The sequence below is a fragment of the Streptomyces bambusae genome, from assembly GCF_019400985.1.
Taxonomy (GTDB): domain Bacteria; phylum Actinomycetota; class Actinomycetes; order Streptomycetales; family Streptomycetaceae; genus Streptomyces; species Streptomyces bambusae_A.
On record NZ_WTFF01000007.1, the window covers coordinates 49020 to 68129 of the forward strand.

Genomic DNA, 19110 nt, shown 5'->3' on the forward strand with positions numbered 1-19110 from the left:
ACCTGGGCACCGGCTGTCGAGTTAATACCTCCAGGAGACGCGGACATGCGGGGGCGGGCCCCGCGAACCAGACCCCTCGCGTCCGCCGCCATGCCTGGGGGTGTGCTTTGACGCCGGTTCACAACGCCGCTGTGCCGACCCTGATCGGTTCGGTGCAGCGGGCACTGAGGCTGCTGGAGGCAGCGGGTTCCCATAGTGAGGGAGCCCCGGCCAAGCAGCTGGCGCGAGAGGCCGGGCTCCCGCTCCCCACCGCGTACCACCTGCTGCGGACCCTGACCCACGAGGGCTATCTACGGCGGGAGAGCGGGGTCTTCCTGCTCGGTGACGCCGCCGGTCGGCTGGCGGACGGCGGAATGCAGCAGAAACGTCGCAGCATGATCGTCGACTCCCTCGCCCGCTTCCGCGACGTGGTCGGCGCCCCGGTGTACTTCGCGGTCTACCGCGAGGGCGAGATCGAGCTCGTCGGCGTCTCGGACACTCCCGCGCAGCGCGCGTGCGAGGAATGGGCCGACTTCCGCGAGACGGCCCACGCGCACGCCATCGGCCAGTGCCTGCTGGGCCAGCTCGACGAGAAGTCCCGCCGGGACCACTACGACCGCCACCCGGTCCGGGCCATCACCCCGTTCACGGTGCGGGACATGCGGGCGATGGAAACACGGATCGCCTCCATGGAGCGCTCGCAGCCCGTGACCGAACGCCAGGAATATGCCCTCGGCATTGTGTGCGCGGCAATTCCGATCACCGTGGGTGACATTGCCGCGACCGTGGCCATTTCTCTTCCCTTGCATCAAGAGGCCAAGTTGCTCTATGCGGTTGATCGGCTACGGAGTGAAGTAGGCGCGCTGTTGAGCACGCTCTCCTTCTCTATCAGTATCTGAAATCTCACTCCTTGTGATCTGCTGGCGCTTCCACCACCCTTGTCAAGAGGGCCTTGGGGGACCATTCCTGGCCACTTCCAACACTGCGGGGTAGGAAATGCGCGAGTCGGTACAGGCAGAGGTCATGATGAGCTTCCTCGTTTCCGAGGAGCTCTCGTTCCGGATCCCGGTGGAGCTCCGGTACGACGCAGCGGATCCCTACGCGGTGCGCCTGACCTTCCACCTCCCCGGAGATGCACCCGTGACCTGGACGTTCGGCCGGGAGCTGCTCCTCGACGGCATCAACAAGCCGTGCGGTGACGGGGACGTACGCATCGCCCCCACCGATCCCGAGGACCTGTCCGACGTCCACATCCGGCTCCAGGTCGGCGGCGACCGGGCGCTGTTCCGCGCCGGCGCGGCACCGCTGGTGGCCTTCCTCGACCGGACCGACCGGCTGGTCCCGCTCGGCCAGGAGCGCAACCTCGGGGACTTCGAGGAGCACCTCGACCAGGCACTCGGCAAGATCCTGTCCGAGGCCCGGCAGAACGAGCAGAACGCGGGCTGACCGCCGTACGCCGCCGGCTCGGCGCCTGTGCCGGCTCGACGCCTGTGTCGAATCAACGCTTGCGCGGCTCAGCGCTTGCGCCGGCGCCCCCGCCTGCCGCGGCCCGCCCCCGGGGCCGGGGCGGCGGACGGGGACGCCGGCCGGTCGGCGGAGACGACCAGCGCGGCCAGCGCCGTCGTCACCGGGACGGAGGCCACGAGCCCGATCGAGCCGACCAGGGTCCGTACGATCTCCTCCGCGACCAGCTCGCTGTTGGCGACCGCACCCATACTGCTGTTCGCGATCGAGAACAGCAGGAGCAGCGGAAGGGCGGCGCCCGCGTACGCGAGGACCAGCGTGTTGACCACGGACGCGATGTGGTCGCGGCCGATCCGGATCGCCGCCCGGTACAGCGCGCGCGTCCCCATCCCCGGGTCGGCCTGATGGAGTTCCCACACCGCCGAGGTCTGGGTGACCGTCACGTCGTCGAGCACGCCCAGCGATCCGATGATGACGCCCGCCAGCAGCAGGCCGCTCATGTCGATGTCCGGGTAGAGCCCGTGGATCAGCCCGGTGTTGTCGTCGGTGTTGCCGCTCAGGAAGGCCCAGTCGATCAGGACCGAGCCCAGCAGCCCGATCAGCAGCAGCGAGACGAGCGTGCCGAGGACGGCGACGGAGGTGCGCGCGGTCAGCCCGTGGCACATGTAGAGGGCGATCAGCATGATGGCGCTGGCCCCGACCACCGCCACGACCAGCGGATTCGATCCCTGCAGGATGGCCGGGAGGATGAACAGCGTCAGGATCCCGAAGCTGACGACGAGGGCGATCAGCGCGAAGACCCCGCGCATCCGGCCGACGGCCACCACGACCAGGGCGAAGACGCCGGCCAGCAGGGCGATCGGGAACTTCCGGTTCACGTCCACGACGGAGTACTGCAGGTCCCGCGGGGCGTCGGGCGCGTAGGCGACGACGACCTCCTGGCCGTCGGTCAGCTGCCGTGGCGCACCGGGCTGGACGATCTCCACAAAGGTCCGGCCCTTGTCCGGACCGGTGCCGACCTCGACCGTGGCCTTCTTGCACTCGCCGGGCGGGGCCCCGCCCCCCTGGGGGGCGGCGGGGTCGCCGGTCGGCGGCGCCTGGGCGACGTTCACCGATTTGCAGTCGACAATCTCCAGCTTCACGACGCGGGCCTGCTGGGTCTGCCGGTCGAAGCCCACCCCGGTGCGCTCGTGCTCGGGGGCCCCGCCCGGCCAGAGCACGGCCATGCCGATGGCGACCGCGGCGGCGAAGGGGATCAGGACGGCCGCGATGACCTTGCGCAGGTGCTGGGAGACCGGCGCGGCGGGACCGTGTCCGTGGCTGTGCCCGTGCCCATGGCCGTGCCCATGGCTGTGTCCGCTCCCGTGGCCGGAGCCGTGGCCGGGGCCGGGGCCGGGGCCGTGGGGCGGAACCGATTCGGTGGGGGGCTGCGGGGAGGACGTCACGGGCAGATCATCGCAAGAGATGAGGGGGCCCACTGTTCAGCACGCCACAGATGACGCTAGCGTGGGGGCACCTTTGCACAACGCGGGAGCTCGGAGCACCGGGCTGAGAGGGCGCTGATCACCGTACGCGCGTCGAGGAAGACGCGTACGGGAGGAGGCTGCGCCGACCGCCGAACCTGTTACCGGGTAATGCCGGCGTAGGGAGATAGGTCTCATGACCGTTCAGGACGCATCCACGCCTGCCGCCAGCCAGGACGGCAGCGGCCAGGAGCAGCGCCAGCCCGGCTGGCACAAGGGCTACGTCGCGGGTTCGCGCCCCGACATCCGCGTGCCGGTCCGTCAGGTCCACCTCACCAACGGCAAGGACGTCACGCTCTACGACACCTCCGGTCCGTACACCGACCCGCAGATCGAGACCGACGTCCGCCGCGGCCTGCCGCCGCTGCGGGAGAACTGGATCATCGGCCGCGGTGACACCGAGGAGTACGCGGGCCGGCCGGTGCGCCCCGAGGACGACGGCATCAAGCACACGTCGCCGCGCGGTGGCCTGAAGAACCTCGACGCCGTCTTCCCCGGCCGCCCCCGCCTGCCGCGCCGCGGCCGGGACGGCCAGGCCGTCACGCAGCTCGCGTACGCCCGCCGCGGTGAGATCACCCCGGAGATGGAGTACGTCGCGATCCGCGAGAACGTCTCCCCCGAGGTCGTCCGCGAGGAGATCGCGGCCGGCCGCGCCGTGCTCCCGGCGAACGTGAACCACCCGGAGATCGAGCCGATGATCATCGGCAAGAAGTTCCTGGTGAAGGTCAACGCCAACATCGGCAACTCCGCCGTGACCTCCTCCATCGAGGAGGAGGTGGAGAAGATGACCTGGGCCACCCGCTGGGGCGCCGACACGGTCATGGACCTCTCCACCGGCCGCAACATCCACACCACGCGCGAGTGGGTGCTGCGCAACTCCCCCGTCCCGATCGGCACCGTGCCCCTCTACCAGGCCCTGGAGAAGGTCGACGGCAAGGCCGAGGAGCTGACCTGGGAGATCTACAAGGACACGGTCATCGAGCAGGCCGAGCAGGGCGTCGACTACATGACGGTGCACGCCGGCGTGCTGCTGCCGTACGTGCCGCTGACCGCCCGCCGCAAGACCGGCATCGTCTCGCGCGGCGGCTCGATCATGGCCGCGTGGTGCCTGGCGCACCACAAGGAGAACTTCCTCTACACGAACTTCGAGGAGCTCTGCGAGATCCTCGCGGCGTACGACGTCACGTACTCCCTCGGCGACGGCCTGCGCCCCGGCTCCATCGCGGACGCCAACGACGCGGCGCAGTTCGCGGAGCTGAAGACGCTGGGCGAGCTGAACACCATCGCCAAGCGCCACAACGTCCAGACGATGATCGAGGGCCCGGGCCACGTCCCGATGCACAAGATCAAGGAGAACATCGACCTCCAGCAGGAGATCTGCGAGGAGGCGCCGTTCTACACGCTCGGCCCGCTGACCACGGACGTCGCCCCGGCGTACGACCACATCACCTCGGGCATCGGCGCGGCGATGATCGCCTGGTGGGGCACCGCGATGCTCTGCTACGTCACGCCCAAGGAGCACCTGGGCCTGCCCAACCGCGACGACGTGAAGACCGGCGTCATCACGTACAAGATCGCGGCGCACGCGGCGGACCTGGCCAAGGGGCACCCGGGCGCGCAGGAGTGGGACGACGCGCTGTCCGACGCGCGCTTCGAGTTCCGCTGGGAGGACCAGTTCAACCTGGCCCTCGACCCGGACACGGCCCGCGAGTTCCACGACGAGACGCTGCCCGCCGAGCCGGCGAAGACGGCGCACTTCTGCTCCATGTGCGGCCCGAAGTTCTGCTCGATGAAGATCAGCAGAAGCATCACAGAGCAGTTCGGCGGCGACTCGGACGCGACCCCGGAGGAGATCGAGGCCGGGATGCTGGAGAAGTCGAAGGAGTTCGCGGCTTCCGGAAACCGCGTCTACCTGCCGCTGGCGGACTGACCTGCGCAAACGAGGCTGACCGACGGCATTCCGGGGGGAGTCGTCGGTCAGCCTTCGTCGTTCTGCGGACCGGTCTTCAGACGCTGGATCATCCCCAGCCATGTCGATCCGTGCTCGCCGTCGACGACGGTACTGAGGCTGGAGGGCTCAGGCAGCTCAGCCGTGGCCGGCTTCTGCGCCGACCCGCAGAAGCACGAGGAGGACGAGCAAAGAACTCGCCGCAGCAGCCACCCACGGGGTGGGGCCGTCATCCCAAGTGACGACGGCTGCTGCAATGGTCAGGGCCGCGTTGAAGCCCGCAAGCCCCAGGACTACCCCTGTCGTTCGCCCGTCTTCCATCTGCGTCCCCTGCTGTGGTCGTTCACTCCTGCGATCGGAAAATGACCATATGAGCGAGATAGGGCCCCCTCAAGTGATCAACGGCCCCCAGCCGTGGTTTCCGGACAGTCCGAGGAGACTTCGAGGTATCCCCGCTACTCGCTCGCACGTCGCCCCTCAGCTCGTAACAGAGCCCGGATCGTGCGCAGTTGATCAGCGGGCGCCGTTCCTGTGGGCTGCCGGTTCGCGACGATCGACCGTTCGAGCGAGCCTCGGTGAGATGTCCTGATTGCGCTTCACGTGGCGCTATTTGAGGGAGGGGGCTGCCTGGGCGAGGGCCGCAACCGCCGCGGCAACTCGCGGCGGTGGATCGTGCAGGCGGTGGAGGAGAGCATGCGCCGGCTCGACACCGACTGGATCGACCTCTACCAGGTGCACCGGCCCGAAGATCCGCGCCTTCGGCTGCTCCTCCTTCCCGGCCGAGGAGATCGTCGAGGCGCGCTGGACGGCCGAGGAGCAGTTGGACGCCCTGGTCAAGGGCGCCGGGGTGGTCCTCGACGACGCGGCGCTCGACCGGATCGACGGGATCGTCCCGCCGGGCACGAACCTCTACCACCCCGACGGGGCCTGGCGTCGGCAGTCGCTGTCGGACCCGCGCTGCCGGCGCCGCCCGTACGCGGACCGCTAGCGGACCGGCACCCCGCACGGGGTGTGGTTCACGCCTCGCCCCGTGCGGGTACGGGGACCAGCCGGTCGGTGGCGAAGGCTCGGTTGGCCTCGGTCTGGCGGCGGTAGGGCTCGGGCAGGTCGGGCATGGCCAGCAGCCGGTCGCATGCGGCGAGCGAGCCGGCCGGGTCGCCGACCCAGAACGAGGTGACGGAGTGCTCGAAGAGCAGTCCCCAGCGGTAGACCCAGGGCTGGATGAAGAGCAGGTCGTCGGGGGCGGGGCGGTCCAGGGCGGCGCTGTTCACCGCGTGGGCGGCGTGGTACTGGCCGCGTACCCGCAGCCGTGAGGCCAGCTCGTAGCAGGCCTCCAGGCGTTCGGGGCGGGACTCCCAGGCACGGGTCAGGGCCTCCATGCCGGCCGGCCAGTTGCCGGACTCCGCGTGCAGGACGCCGACTTGGAGCAGCGAGAAGTAGACCTCCTCGGCCCAGCCGCCCATGGCCGCGCGCCGCTCGTACAGGCGGACGGCCTGGGCGATGTCGCCCATGTCGCGCAGGGTCTGGGCGAGGTAGAAGACCGTACGGGTGTTGTCCGGGTCGCGTTCGAGCTCGGCGCCGAGCAGCCGGGCGTCGCGCTCGAACTTGTCGTGGCGGGAGCCGCCGTCGGCGTGGTCCTCGATGACGAGGGCGTCGAGGTTCCGCTCGGTGTCCTGGCCCTCGCAGGTGAGGTACTCGTGGGTGACCCCCTCGTACCTCCAGGGGATGCTGCCGCGCACCAGCCGCTTGATCCGGTACTCCGTCGCCCCCTCGTGGCGCAGCATGTACGAGTCCGCGGTGAGCCGCGGCAGCGGGCCCTCGCTCCGCAGGACGAGGTCGGCGTCGAGGAGCAGCAGGTACTCGGCCTTGTCGCGGGCGTGGGCGATGTTGAGGCTGCGGTTGTGGCCGAAGTTCACCCAGGGCTCCTCGTGGAGCTCCCCGGGGATGCCGTGCAGGGCGCGGCGGATGAGGTCCTGGGTGCCGTCGGTGGACCCGGTGTCGGAGATGACCCAGGTGTCGATGAGGTCGCGTACGGACGCCAGGCAGCGCTCGATGACGGCGGACTCGTTCTTCACGATCATGCAGAGGCAGATGGTCGGCTTCACGACGGGACCCTAGGGACGGCCGGGGTCTGCGGGACCCCGGCGCGCGGGACCGGGTCCAGGTCGCCGACCAGAGGCACCCGAGTGGTGGCGCGTCGCTGCTCCGTTCCGCTGACGGGTGCGCGAGGCGCCGTGTCCTGGGCGGATCCGGTCCTCAGGATGTGCGCGGAAGTCATTCCATCCGTTAATCGGCAAGGAGCGGCGCATGCGTCCCCATCGTCCCGACCGTCCCGACCTTCCTGCGAGCAGGATCCGACCCCTCCTCGGCCCGCTGCCCCGGCGGACCTCCTGGCTGACCGGCGGCACCGTCGCCGTGTCGGCCGCGCTGGTGCTCACCGGTGTCTTCTCGACCGGCGCCTCGGCGGCCCCTGCCTCCGCCCCGGCGCCGGTGGCGGCCCCGGCGGCCGGCCCGGCGGACCACTGCAAGTCCCACCACGACGGCCGTTACGACGATGACGGCCGCTACGACGACGAGGACCGCAGGAGGGCGCCCGGGGCAAAGGCGGACGGCAAGGACGACGACTGCAAGCGCGGCCCGCGCGGCCCGCGCGGCAAGAAGGGCAAGCGGGGTCCGGCCGGTCCGCCCGGTGCCCCCGGTGCGCCGGGTGCGCCGGGTGCCCAGGGCCCGCAGGGTCCGCAGGGACCGCAGGGCCCGCAGGGTCCGCCCGGTGCCCCGGGCCCGTGTGTCGACCTCGACGCGGTACGCGACAACGCCGACCGGGAATTCAAGGCCGTGCTGCCCGGCGACGGCAACGCGTACGCGGGCGTCCGCGAGCTCTCGGAGGCTGGTGCGACCGTCGGGCCCTGGATCTGGTACGACCTCACCACCAACCCGGACGGCCGCTTCCCGAGCGGCGCCTGTGCGATCTCCATCGCGCACCAGGCCAACCGCCTGGCGATCGAGGTCGTGACGTCGACCGGAGTGATCTGGGAGACCTTCTGCGACGTCGTCCCCGGCACCCCCGACAGGCTCACCTGCAACGGCGTCTGGCGCCCGACCGTCCCCCAGCCGGATGAGAACGACCCGGATCTCCGCCGGTCCACCCGGCAGCCGATCCGCCCGGTCGACCCCGGCCACCTGCCGAAGGCGTTGAAGTAGCTCAGCGACGCCGGCAGGCCTACTGCGGCCCCGTCTCCGGCCCCCCGAAGTCCGGGCTGGTGAAGTCCGGGGCCGTGTAGCCGGGCCGGGTCCCCTGCGCCGGCCCGCCGGGACTGGTGAAATCGGGCCGGGTGTATCCCAGATCGGGGATGCGCCCGGCCCCTGGCGTACGCGGCACCGGGAAGCCCGTGCCCGCCGTCGGATCGGCCAGCGCGTCCCGCAGGAACGGCATGATCCCCCGCTCCAGCAGCGCGTGCAGCCACGCCTCCCGCGCCCGCGAGACCTCCTCGGGCACCGCCTCGGGCGGCTGGGGGACGACCTCCGTCGCGCTGTTGCGTACGGCCGCCACGAGCAGCCCGATCGCGGCGACCAGGATCGCGACGGCCGTCAGGGCGCCGAAGAACCAGCCGGTGGTGAGCAGGGTGTCGGCGAATGCGGGTTCGGGCTCGATGAGCTTCAGGATGTAGCCCACCAGCAGGAAGATCATCATGGCGGCGCCGGCCAGCACCGGCGCCAGCACCGCGACGACCGCGCTGACCCCGGCCCCGCCGCCCCCGCCCCCGCCCCCGCCCCCGCCGTCGTCCGCGACGCCCTCCGCGGGACCCGCGGCCGGCTCCTCGCGCAGCTCCTCGCGCACCTTCACGTAGTGGTCGTACTCGGCGGCCGCGGCCGCGGTGAGCAGCGCACTGGCGCCCAGCGCCATGGTGCGCAGCTGTTCGGCGTTCAGCCGTTCGCCCAGCGTGGCGAGCTCGGGCCGGTCGTGCGCGGTGCGCAGCGCCTCGTCCAGGAGCCGGTCGAACTCCGGTCGGTCCTCGGTCAGCAGATGCGGAGCGCTGGTCATGTGCATCCCCCGATGCTCCGTACGGGGCCGGTCAGCCCGCGTAGACCGGGCAGCCGGCACGAAACGGAGGAGAGCCTGCTACGGACAGAGCGATGGTAGAGCGCCCCCGGCGTGCGGTGACAGGGACTTATCAGAATTACCCATGGTCGGGAACGCTCAGTCACCCAGCGGAAGTTGTACGACGAGCAGCTTGCCGGCCATCGTCACTCCCCCGTCCATCGCGATCGCGAGCCCGTCCGCGTACACGTGCGGGCCGTCGACGGCCTCCGGGCCGCGCGACTCGTCGCCGTCCTCGGCGGCGACCTCGCCGAGCAGGTAGGGGATGGGGCTGTGGCCGTGGACCACGCGCTCGCCGCCGTAGGTGTCGAGGAGCTCGCGGACCGCCTGCGGCCCGCTCTCCTCGTCGCGGAAGGCGAACCGCTTGGTGAACTTGCGGAACAGGTCCCACGTGGTGTCCGCGTCGTGGCGGTTCAGCTGCTCGTGGACGTTGTCGTTGACGTCTTCGATGGAGTCGCCGTAGTCGAGGTAGGCGGTGGTGTCGGAGTGCAGCAGCAGGTGCCCGTCCACCAGCGTGGCCGCGTCGAGCCGGGACATCCACTGGATGTGGACGTCCTCCAGCCGGTCCATGTCGGCGCGCTGGCCGCCGTTGAGCAGCCAGGCGGCCTGGAAGGTAGCGGTGCCGGCGCCGGAGTTGACGGGGGTGTCGCCGAACCGCTTGGCGCCGATCAGCAGCAGCTCGTGGTTGCCCATGAGGGCCTTGCAGTAGCCGCCGACGGCGGCCGCCTCGGCGGACAGCCGCATGACCAGGTCGATCACGCCGATGCCGTCGGGGCCGCGGTCGGTGAAGTCGCCGAGGAACCACAGCCGGGCGTTGCCGGCCGACCAGCGGCACTCGGCGTCGACGAGGCCCTGGGCCTGGAGCTCGGCGACCAGCTCGTCGAGGTAGCCGTGGACGTCCCCGACGACGTAGAGGGGTCCGGGGCCGTTCGACCTGACGTCCTGGGGGACGAACTGGACCTGGACGGTGTTGCCGGGTCCGTCGGCGCCGCGGGTGATGACGGGCAGGTCGCGCTGGGTGGGCGTGTAGCCGTCGTCCGCGACGGGTTCGGCCGGCGCCGCGGGGGCCACGGGCGGCGCGGGCGGGGCCGCCGGGGCCGGGGGAGCGTACGCGGGGTGCTCGGGGTCCTCGGCCTGCCGGGGCTGCGGGACCTCGTCGTACGCCGCCGGGTCGTGATCGTACGCGGCCCGGCCCTCGTCGTACGCCGCCCGGCCCTCGTCGTATGCCGCCGGGACCTCGTCGTACGCCGCCCGGCCCTCGTCGTAGTACGCGGGGTAGTCGCCGTACACGGGGGCCTCGTCGGGGTGGTGCTCCGCGGCCGCGGGGTAGGCGACGGGCTCGGAAACCGGCACCCGGAAGTCCCGCAGCGTCTCCGTCCGCACCGCGGGTCCCTGACCGGCCCCCTGAGTCATCGACCCCTCCACCACCGTCGCGCTGCCGTACACCTGCGGACCCTCCTGTCCTCCCGGCCGGAGGGTCCGTGATGTCGTGCGCCCATCATAGGAATGCGGCTCGCTCTGTGTGACGCACCAGGGGTGGTGAATCCTGACCGGAGCGAATTGTTCCGGTCAGTTCCTCCCGATTTGGCTACTTGTCAGTTCTGAGCCGGGGAGCGGGGCGGGCTGACCGTGGTGCGGGGCTGCCTGCGCTGCGAGGACGTACGGACGATCAGTTCGGTCGGCACCACCTGCTCGACGGGCCGCGCGGTGTCGACTCCCTCGATGGCGTCGATGAGGAGCTGGACGACCGCGGTGCCGATGCGCCGGGGCTTGAGCGAGAGGGTGGTGATGGGCGGCTCGGTGTTGGCGTACACCGTGGACTCGCTGCAGCACACCAGCAGCAGGTCGTCGGGGACGCGCAGGCCGTAGCGCCGGGCGGCGGCGAGCAGGTCGGTGCCGTTGGGGTCGAACAGGCCGTAGACGGCGTCGGGCCGGTCGGGCCGGGCGAGCAGGCGGTCGGCGGCGACGGCGCCGGCGCAGGGGTCGTGGGCGGGGTAGGACTCGTAGACGGGGTCCTGGCCGACCCGGTCGCACCAGTTGAGGTAGGCGGTGGTGGACAGCCGGGTGTAGGTGTCGGTGGTGGTGCCGGTCAGCAGTCCGATGCGCCGGGCGCCGGCCGCGGCGAGGTGGTCCAGCAGGTTCAGGACGGCGGCCTCGTGGTCGTTGTCGACCCAGGCGGTGACGGGGAGCGAGCCGGCGGGGCGGCCGTCGGAGACCACCGGCAGGCCCTGGCGGACCAGCTCGGTGACGACGGGGTCGTGGTCGGAGGGGTCGATGACGACGGTGCCGTCGAGGGCGACGTTCGACCACACGTCGTGGCGGGAGGTGGCGGGGAGGATGACCAGGGCGTAGCCGCGGGCGAGCGCGGCGGAGGTGGCGGCCCGTGCCATCTCGGCGAAGTACGCGAATTCGGTGAAGGTGAAAGGTTCATCCCCGTACGTCGTCACGGTCAGGCCGATGAGACCCGACTTGCCGGTACGGAGGGTCCGGGCGGCCGCGGAGGGGCGGTATCCCAGTCGGTCGGCGACCTCGCGGACGTGGCGGCGGGTGGCGTCCGGCAGCCTGCCCTTGCCATTGAGCGCGTCGGAGACTGTCGTGATCGAGACGCCCGCTGCGGCGGCCACGTCCCTGATGCCGGCCCGGCCCTGTCGGCCGGCTGCCCGTCGGGTGGTCTCGGTCCGGCTCACCTGATGCTTCCCTGCTGCTGTCATGGCGAGCCGATAGTAGGGCTCGGCAGGGTGGGTGGTCCGGGTGCATATGCACCCGTTGACAGGCACGATTCTGCATGGTTCGCCACCCCCAATGACCTTGGAAGTGAAGGGAGTTGGTGACAGAGGCCATGGGGGTAGCTTGTCGGCGGGTACGGGCATGCCAAAACGCTCGGGTCTCGGGGAGGACTCAACTCACCTGCACGAGGGACGCGCGCCACGGCGCAGGCCACCGGCGCACGCATATATGCGCGCGCTCCCCCGCATTCCTGGCGCCGTCCATTTCCGGCCGGGCGGAATCCTCATAAGGTGAGCAGTATTGAGTTGTACGGGAAGGTCGAGGAGGACCTGCGGTGAGCGAGAAGAGCCCGAAGCTGCGCGCCGAGCTGGACGGCATCCCCACCTACAAGCCGGGTAAGCCGGCCGCGTCCGGAGGTGCGGTCGCGTACAAGCTGTCCTCCAACGAGAACCCCTACCCGCCGCTGCCGGGGGTGCTGGAGACGGCCGTCGCGGCGGCCGGGAGCTTCAACCGCTACCCGGACATGGCCTGCACCGGCCTGGTCGCCGAGCTCGCCGAGCGGTTCGGCGTCCCCGTCGAGCACATCGCCACCGGCACCGGCTCGGTGGGCGTGGCCCAGTCCCTGATCCAGTCGACGGCCGGCCCGGGCGACGAGGTGATCTACGCCTGGCGCTCGTTCGAGGCGTACCCGATCATCACCCAGATCTCCGGCGCCACGTCGGTGCGGGTGCCGCTGACCGACGGGGACGTGCACGACCTGGACGCGATGGCCGAGGCGATCACCGAGCGGACCCGTCTGATTTTCGTCTGCAACCCCAACAACCCGACCGGCACCGCGGTGCGCCGGGCGGAGCTGGAGCGCTTCCTGGACCGGGTGCCCTCCGACGTCCTGGTGGTGCTGGACGAGGCGTACAAGGAGTTCGTCCGCGACCCGGAGGTGCCGGACGGCATCGAGCTGTACCGCGACCGCCCGAACGTCGCGGTGCTGCGCACCTTCTCCAAGGCCTACGGCCTGGCGGGCCTGCGGGTCGGCTTTGCGGTGGCGCACGAGCCGGTGGCCGCGGCGCTGCGCAAGACGGCGGTCCCCTTCGGCGTCAGCCAGCTCGCGCAGGACGCGGCGGTCGCCTCGCTGCGGGCCGAGGACGAGCTGCTGGGCCGGGTCGGCTCGCTGGTCTGCGAGCGCACGCGGGTCTACGAGGGTCTGGTCGCCCAGGGCTGGACGGTGCCGGACACCCAGGCGAACTTCGTGTGGATGCGGCTGGGCGAGCGGACCGCCGACTTCGCGGCGGCCTGCGAGAAGGCCGGTGTGGTGGTCCGGCCGTTCCCGGGTGAGGGCCTGCGGGTCACGATCGGTGAGACCGAGGCCAATGACCTCTTCCTGCACACGGCGGAGGCGTTCTTCAAGGAGCTCTAGGAGCTCTAGGAGCTTCGAGGGCTCCGGGAGCTGGTGGGGCTGCTGGAGCCGGTGGGGCCGCCGAGGTCAGGCCAGCTCCACGCGGATGGGGTCGCCGTCGCGGACGGTGGCCAGCAGGCGGGGGTCGCCGTCGAACGAGCCGAGCACGTTGCACGGGCTCGCCAGGCGGCTCTCGCCTCCCCGCGAGATGGGCGTCGGGCCGTAGGGCAGCGCCAGCGCGTCGCCCTCGGTCCAGAACGCGACCGTGCCGGGGTCGACGACCTGCCGGGCGTCGGCCTCCAGCGCCACGGAGACCCCGGTGTCGAAATAGACCTCCTCGCCCCAGGTGTGCGCGGAGGCGGAGATCGGCAGGGAGTTCGCCAGGGCCTTGGCCGTGGGCGTGTCGTCGAGGGTCGCGGTGAGCTGGCCCGCGGGCCAGGAGATCCGTATCTGCATGGGCGACATTCAACAATCTGTTGAATTTTCTCGCTAGGGGGGTACCCCCCTGGTAAGTCCGAAAGTCGGTGCGTCATAATGCTTGTGAATGTGAACGCGTTCACAAGCGTGTCCCTGCTTCCTCCCGTTACGGGGGGAATCCCGCCAGGCAGCTGCCCGCTGTGACCCGTCGAAAAGGAGACAACGACGTGGATCTGGCTTTGGCGCCCGAGACCTTGGCGCGCTGGCAGTTCGGCATCACCACCGTCTACCACTTCCTCTTCGTCCCGCTCACGATCTCGCTCGCCGCGCTGACCGCCGGCCTGCAGACCGCCTGGGTCCGGACCGAGAAGGAGAAGTACCTCAGGGCCACCAAGTTCTGGGGCAAGCTCTTCCTCATCAACATCGCGATGGGTGTGGTCACCGGCATCGTGCAGGAGTTCCAGTTCGGCATGAACTGGTCCGACTACTCGCGGTTCGTCGGTGACATCTTCGGGGCCCCGCTGGCCTTCGAGGCGCTGATCGCCTTCTTCTTCGAATCGACCTTCATCGGTCTGTGGATCTTCGGCTGGGACAAGCTGCCCAAGAAGATCCACCTGGCCTGCATCTGGATGGTCGCGCTCGGCACGGTGCTGTCGGCCTATTTCATCCTCGCGGCCAATTCCTGGATGCAGCACCCGGTCGGCTACAAGATCAATGAAGCGACCGGACGCGCCGAGCTCACGGATTTCTGGGCAGTACTGACCCAGAACACCGCCCTCACCCAGTTCTTCCACACCATCACGGCCGCGTTCCTGGTCGGCGGCGCCTTCATGGTCGGTATCTCCGCCTTCCACCTGGCGCGCCGGCGGCACGTCCCCGTGATGCGCAGCTCGCTGCGGGTCGGTCTGGTCACGCTGATCATCGCCGGCCTCGGCACCGCCGTCAGCGGTGACCTGCTCGGCAAGGTGATGTACGAGCAGCAGCCGATGAAGATGGCCGCGGCCGAAGCCCTCTGGGACGGCGAGGCGCCCGCGCCCTTCTCCGTCTTCGCCTACGGGGACGTGGAGAAGGGCCACAACGAGGTCGCCATCGAGATCCCCGGCCTGCTGTCCTTCCTCGCCCACAACGACTTCGACTCCTTCGTCCCGGGCATCAACGACGTCAACAAGGCCGAGCAGCAGCAGTTCGGGCCCGGCGACTACCGGCCCAACATCCCGGTCGCGTACTGGGGCTTCCGCTGGATGATCGGCTTCGGCATGGCCTCCCTCGGGCTCGGCATGCTGGGGCTGTGGCTGACCCGCAAGAGGTTCCTGCTGCCGGCGGCGTACCGGACCGGTGAGGACGAGGTCCCGCACCTGGTCCTCTTCAAGAAGCCCCTGAGCCCCAAGCTGGCCTCGTGGTACTGGATCCTCGCCCTGTGGACCATGGGCTTCCCGCTGATCGCCAACTCCTGGGGCTGGATCTTCACCGAGATGGGCCGTCAGCCGTGGGTCGTCTACGGAGTCCTGCGCACGCGGGAAGCCGTCTCCCCCGGCGTGTCCCAGGCCGAGGTGCTCACGTCGATGATCGTCTTCACCCTGCTCTACGCCGTGCTCGCCGTGATCGAGGTCAGGCTCCTCGTGAAGTACGTCAAGGCCGGCCCGCCCGAGCTCACCGAGGCCGATCTGAACCCGCCCACCCGGATCGGCGGCGACGACGCGCACGCCGACCGGCCGATGGCCTTCTCGTACTGAGGGTGAGGAGACCGCACCATGGAACTCCACGACATCTGGTTCGTACTCATCGCCGTCCTGTGGACCGGCTACTTCTTCCTGGAGGGCTTCGACTTCGGAGTCGGCGTCCTGACCAAGCTCCTGGCCCGCGACCGGGCCGAGAAGCGGGTCCTGATCAACACCATCGGACCCGTCTGGGACGGCAACGAGGTCTGGCTGCTCACCGCCGGCGGGGCCACCTTCGCCGCCTTCCCCGAGTGGTACGCCACCCTCTTCTCCGGCTTCTACCTGCCGCTGCTCCTCATCCTGGTCTGCCTGATCGTCCGCGGCGTGGCCTTCGAGTACCGCGCCAAGCGGTCCGAGGAGGCCTGGCAGACCAACTGGGAACACGCGATCTTCTGGACCTCGCTGATCCCCGCGTTCCTGTGGGGTGTGGCCTTCGCCAACATCGTGCGGGGCGTGAAGATCGACCAGCACAAGGAGTACGTCGGCACCTTCGGGGACCTCCTGAACGTCTACTCGGTCCTCGGCGGCCTCGTCACCCTGACGCTCTTCACCTTCCACGGCGCGGTGTTCACCTCGCTCAAGACGGTCGGTGAGATCAGGGACCGCTCGCGGGCCCTGGCCACCCGGCTGGGCGTGGCCACCGCCGTCCTGGCGCTGGTCTTCCTGGGCTGGACACAGGTCTCGCGCGGTGACGCGTCGAGCCTGGCCGCGGCGGTCGTCGCGGTGCTGGCCCTGGTGGGGGCGCTGGGCGCCAATCTGGCCGGGCGGGAGGGCTGGTCGTTCGCCCTGTCGGGTGTCACCATCGCGGCCGCCGTCGCGATGCTCTTCCTGACGCTGTTCCCGAACGTCATGCCGTCCTCGCTCGACCCGGCCTGGAACCTCACGGTCACCAACGCCGCGTCCAGCCCGTACACCCTGAAGATCACGACCTGGTGCGCGGCGATCGCGACCCCGCTGGTCCTGCTCTACCAGGGATGGACCTACTGGGTCTTCCGCAAGCGGATCGGCACGCAGCACATCGCCGACGCCGCGCACTAGGGGGCATGTTTCACGTGAAACCGATCGACCCGCGCCTGCTGCAGTACGCCCGCTCCACCCGCCTCTTCCTGGCCGCGGTGGTGGCCCTCGGGCTGGCCGGCGCGGGTCTGGTCGTCGGCCAGGCGATGCTCATCGCCGAGATCGTGGTCGGGGCCTTCGAGAAGGGCCTGGATTCGTCCGCGCTCCGCACCCCGCTGCTGCTGCTCGCGGCCGTGGCCCTGGGCCGTGCGTCGGTGGCGTGGCTGACCGAACTGGCCGCCCACCGGGCCAGCGCGGCGGTCAAGTCCGAGCTGCGCGGGCGGCTGCTGGAACGGGCCGCCGGCCGCCCCGAGGGGAACGGGGCGAGCACGGGGGCGCTCGTCACGCTGGCGACGCGTGGCGTGGACGCGCTCGACGACTACTTCTCCCGCTATCTGCCCCAGCTGGGCCTCGCCGTGGTGGTGCCGGCGGCCGTGCTCGCGCGGATCGTCACCGAGGACTGGGTGTCGGCGGCGATCATCGTGGTCACGCTGCCGCTGATCCCGGTGTTCATGGCCCTGATCGGCTGGGCCACCCAGGCCCGGACGGACCGCCAGTGGCGGCTGCTGTCCCGGCTGTCGGGGCACTTCCTGGACGTCGTGGAGGGGCTGCCCACACTGAAGGTGTTCGGGCGGGCCAAGGCCCAGGCCGAGTCGATCCGGAGGATCACCGACGAGTACCGGCGGGCCACTCTGAGGACCCTGCGGATCGCGTTCCTGTCCTCCTTCGCCCTGGAGCTGCTGGCCACCCTGTCGGTGGCGCTGGTCGCCGTGACGATCGGCATGCGGCTCGTGCACGGCGAGCTGGACCTGTACACGGGGCTGGTCATCCTGATCCTGGCACCCGAGGCGTACCTGCCGTTGCGGCAGGTCGGAGCGCAGTACCACGCGGCCGCCGAGGGCCTGGCGGCGGCGGAGGAGATTTTCGAGGTGCTCCAGGCGCCGCGGTCGGCGGCCGGCGGCACCGCACCGGTGCCCGCCTCGCACGAGCTGCGCTTCGAGGACGTGGCGGTGCGGTACCCCGGGCGGGCCGAGGCCTCCCCCGGGCCGGTGTCCCTGACCGTGGCCGCGGGGGAGTGCGTGGCGCTCACCGGGCCGAGCGGGGCGGGCAAGTCCACGCTGCTGCGGGTGCTGCTGGGCTTCGTGGAGCCGGCGCAGGGGCGCGTACGGGTCGGGGGCGTGGACCTGGCGGACCTGTCGACGGCGGACTGGCACAGCCAGGTCGCCTGGGTGCCGCAACGGCCGCACCTGTTCGCGGGGACGATCGCCGAGAACGTGGCGCTGGCCCGGCCCGACGCCACACCCGAGCAGGTGACGGCCGCCCTGCGGGACGCGGGGGCCTGGGAGTTCGTCTCCGCGCTGCCGCGCGGGGCGCAGACGGTGCTGGGCGAGGGCGGTCTCGGCCTGTCCGCCGGCCAGCGCCAACGGCTGGCGCTGGCCCGGGCGTTCCTCGCGGACCGTCCGGTGCTGCTGCTGGACGAGCCGACCGCAGCGCTCGATGGCGAGACCGAGGCGGCGGTGGTGGACGCGGTCCGGCGGCTGTCGGCGGGGCGCACCGTGCTGCTGGTGGTGCACCGGCCGGCCCTGCTGGCGGTGGCGGACCGGGTGGTGCGCCTTGCCTCGGCGGGCGGGCCTGCCGAGCGGATGCCTGCCGAGTCGGCGCCTGCTGAGTCGGCGTCCGTCGAGCGGATGTCTGCCGAGTCGGTGTCCGCCGAGCTGGCCCACCTCTCGTCGGCCCACCTCTCGTCGGCCCACCTCGCGTCGGCGCCCGGCGCCGGCGGTTCGGGGGCCGAGGCCGACACGGCGGTCCGCGACACCGTGGTCCGCGCCGCCGACGGGTCCGCGACCGCTGACGGGTCCGCGACCGCCGCGGTGTCGGCTCCCGCCGGAGCTGCCGGAGCTGCCGGAGCTGCCGGAGCCGCCATTCCAGCCGAAGCCGCTGGCGCTGCCGCCGGGGACGCCTTTCCCGCCCGCGGACCGAAGAGCGGTGGTGGCCTGCGCGGGTCCGACCGCCTCGGCGAGGACGGCCGGCGGGCAGTCGCCCTTGGGCGGGACGCCCTCGGGCGGGTGCGGGACGCGGCGCGGGCCCGGCGGGGCCGGTTCGCACTCGGGCTGGTGCTCGGGGCGCTGGCCGTGGGATGCAGCGTGGGGCTGATGGCCGTGTCGGGCTGGCTGATCTCGCGCGCGTCGCAGCAGCCGCCCGTGCTGCACCTGATGGTGGCGGTCACCGCGACGCGTGCCTTCGGCATCGGCCGGGCCGTGTTCCGGTACGCCGAGCGGCTCGTGTCGCACGACGCCGTGCTGCGGATGCTCGCGGACCTGCGCGTCTCGGTCTACCGGCGGCTGGAGCGGATCGCCCCCGGCGGGCTGCGGCACACCCGGCGCGGGGACCTACTGACCCGGCTGGTCGCCGACGCCGACACCCTCCAGGACTACTGGCTGCGCTGGCTGCTGCCCGTGGGGACGGCCGTCCTCGTCGGTACCGGTTCGGTCGCCTTCACCGCATGGCTGCTGCCCGAGGCCGGCGCCGTGCTCGCCGTCGGCCTGCTGGCCGCCGGGATCGGGGTGCCGCTGGTCGCGGGCGCCTGTGCGCGCCGTGCGGAACGGCGGCTCGCGCCGGCCCGCGGCGAGCTCGCGACCCGGGTGGCCGACCTGCTCACCGGCACCGCCGAGCTGACCGTCGCCGGCGCACTGGCGGGCCGCCCGGGCCCGGCCCCGTCTCTTTTAAACAATTCCCGGCCCACGAGAACGAGGCTGGTATCGTTTTCCGGCTTCTTCTTGTCAAAA

Annotated in this window: 14 protein-coding genes and 1 pseudogene; 9 read left to right on the forward strand and 6 right to left on the reverse strand. The window is 71.1% G+C overall.

Going from position 1 to position 19110, the window contains the following annotated elements:
* Positions 1 to 107 precede the first annotated feature (107 nt).
* Together GPJ59_RS02355 and GPJ59_RS02360 are read left to right on the forward strand one after the other, a co-directional pair.
* Positions 108 to 878, forward strand: coding sequence for an IclR family transcriptional regulator (locus GPJ59_RS02355; protein ID WP_219664650.1), 771 nt, complete (start codon positions 108 to 110; stop codon positions 876 to 878).
* Positions 879 to 975: 97 nt separating this feature from the next.
* Positions 976 to 1425: an SsgA family sporulation/cell division regulator gene (locus GPJ59_RS02360; protein ID WP_219664651.1), complete on the forward strand. Its 450-nt coding sequence runs from the start codon at positions 976 to 978 to the stop codon at positions 1423 to 1425.
* Positions 1426 to 1493: 68 nt separating this feature from the next.
* On the opposite strand, the gene GPJ59_RS02365 is transcribed toward GPJ59_RS02360, so the two are convergent.
* Complete coding sequence (locus tag GPJ59_RS02365) at positions 1494 to 2921, reverse strand: YibE/F family protein (RefSeq protein WP_219664652.1); 1428 nt, start codon at positions 2919 to 2921, stop codon at positions 1494 to 1496.
* 181 nt (positions 2922 to 3102) lie between these two features.
* On the opposite strand from GPJ59_RS02365, the gene thiC reads away from it, so the two are divergent.
* Positions 3103 to 4896: a phosphomethylpyrimidine synthase ThiC gene (gene thiC / locus GPJ59_RS02370; protein ID WP_219664653.1), complete on the forward strand. Its 1794-nt coding sequence runs from the start codon at positions 3103 to 3105 to the stop codon at positions 4894 to 4896.
* Positions 4897 to 5541: 645 nt separating this feature from the next.
* Positions 5542 to 5902 (forward strand): annotated as a pseudogene (locus tag GPJ59_RS39030) (aldo/keto reductase); the annotation flags it as partial.
* Between the two features lie 28 nt (positions 5903 to 5930).
* On the opposite strand, the gene GPJ59_RS02380 reads toward GPJ59_RS39030, so the two are convergent.
* Positions 5931 to 7019, reverse strand: coding sequence for a glycosyltransferase (locus GPJ59_RS02380; protein WP_308120089.1), 1089 nt, complete (start codon positions 7017 to 7019; stop codon positions 5931 to 5933).
* A gap of 202 nt (positions 7020 to 7221) precedes the next feature.
* Here GPJ59_RS02380 and GPJ59_RS02385 point away from each other — a divergent pair, with 202 nt between their 5' ends.
* Complete coding sequence (locus tag GPJ59_RS02385) at positions 7222 to 8115, forward strand: hypothetical protein (RefSeq protein WP_219664654.1); 894 nt, start codon at positions 7222 to 7224, stop codon at positions 8113 to 8115.
* A gap of 19 nt (positions 8116 to 8134) precedes the next feature.
* On the opposite strand, the gene GPJ59_RS02390 is transcribed toward GPJ59_RS02385, so the two are convergent.
* The 3 genes from GPJ59_RS02390 to GPJ59_RS02400 form a co-directional block, all read right to left on the reverse strand.
* Entirely contained in the window at positions 8135 to 8962 is an 828-nt protein-coding gene (locus GPJ59_RS02390) for a hypothetical protein (RefSeq protein ID WP_219664655.1), read from the reverse strand.
* Between the two features lie 150 nt (positions 8963 to 9112).
* The gene (locus GPJ59_RS02395) at positions 9113 to 10441 is read right to left on the reverse strand and encodes a metallophosphoesterase (protein ID WP_374200766.1); all 1329 of its coding nucleotides are present in this window, start codon (positions 10439 to 10441) and stop codon (positions 9113 to 9115) included.
* A 167-nt stretch (positions 10442 to 10608) separates the two neighbouring features.
* Complete coding sequence (locus tag GPJ59_RS02400) at positions 10609 to 11724, reverse strand: LacI family DNA-binding transcriptional regulator (RefSeq protein WP_219664657.1); 1116 nt, start codon at positions 11722 to 11724, stop codon at positions 10609 to 10611.
* Positions 11725 to 12074: 350 nt separating this feature from the next.
* On the opposite strand from GPJ59_RS02400, the gene hisC reads away from it, so the two are divergent.
* On the forward strand, positions 12075 to 13154 hold the full coding sequence (gene hisC, locus GPJ59_RS02405) for a histidinol-phosphate transaminase (RefSeq protein ID WP_219664658.1): 1080 nt from the start codon (positions 12075 to 12077) through the stop codon (positions 13152 to 13154).
* Between the two features lie 66 nt (positions 13155 to 13220).
* On the opposite strand, the gene GPJ59_RS02410 is transcribed toward hisC, so the two are convergent.
* A complete protein-coding gene (locus GPJ59_RS02410) occupies positions 13221 to 13589 on the reverse strand; it encodes a cyclophilin-like fold protein (RefSeq protein WP_219664659.1) in 369 nt (122 codons plus the stop codon).
* 188 nt (positions 13590 to 13777) lie between these two features.
* On the opposite strand from GPJ59_RS02410, the gene GPJ59_RS02415 reads away from it, so the two are divergent.
* The 3 genes from GPJ59_RS02415 to cydD all read left to right on the forward strand — a co-directional run.
* Positions 13778 to 15283 (forward strand): cytochrome ubiquinol oxidase subunit I, encoded by a 1506-nt coding sequence (locus tag GPJ59_RS02415; RefSeq protein ID WP_219664660.1) that lies wholly within the window; start codon positions 13778 to 13780, stop codon positions 15281 to 15283.
* An 18-nt stretch (positions 15284 to 15301) separates the two neighbouring features.
* The gene (gene cydB, locus GPJ59_RS02420) at positions 15302 to 16306 is read left to right on the forward strand and encodes a cytochrome d ubiquinol oxidase subunit II (protein ID WP_219664661.1); all 1005 of its coding nucleotides are present in this window, start codon (positions 15302 to 15304) and stop codon (positions 16304 to 16306) included.
* Between the two features lie 14 nt (positions 16307 to 16320).
* Positions 16321 to 19110, forward strand: a 2790-nt coding sequence (gene cydD / locus GPJ59_RS02425) for a thiol reductant ABC exporter subunit CydD (protein WP_308120090.1), incomplete at its 3' end; no start/stop codon positions are given.

Coding starts and splice junctions, on each gene's coding strand:
- thiC (WP_219664653.1), top strand. CDS start 3,103: ATGACCGTTCAGGACGCATCCACGCCTGCCGCCAGCCAGGACGGCAGC.
- cydB (WP_219664661.1), top strand. CDS start 15,302: ATGGAACTCCACGACATCTGGTTCGTACTCATCGCCGTCCTGTGGACC.
- GPJ59_RS02385 (WP_219664654.1), top strand. CDS start 7,222: ATGCGTCCCCATCGTCCCGACCGTCCCGACCTTCCTGCGAGCAGGATC.
- GPJ59_RS02400 (WP_219664657.1), bottom strand. CDS start 11,724: ATGACAGCAGCAGGGAAGCATCAGGTGAGCCGGACCGAGACCACCCGA.
- GPJ59_RS02360 (WP_219664651.1), top strand. CDS start 976: ATGCGCGAGTCGGTACAGGCAGAGGTCATGATGAGCTTCCTCGTTTCC.
- GPJ59_RS02390 (WP_219664655.1), bottom strand. CDS start 8,962: ATGCACATGACCAGCGCTCCGCATCTGCTGACCGAGGACCGACCGGAG.
- GPJ59_RS02410 (WP_219664659.1), bottom strand. CDS start 13,589: ATGCAGATACGGATCTCCTGGCCCGCGGGCCAGCTCACCGCGACCCTC.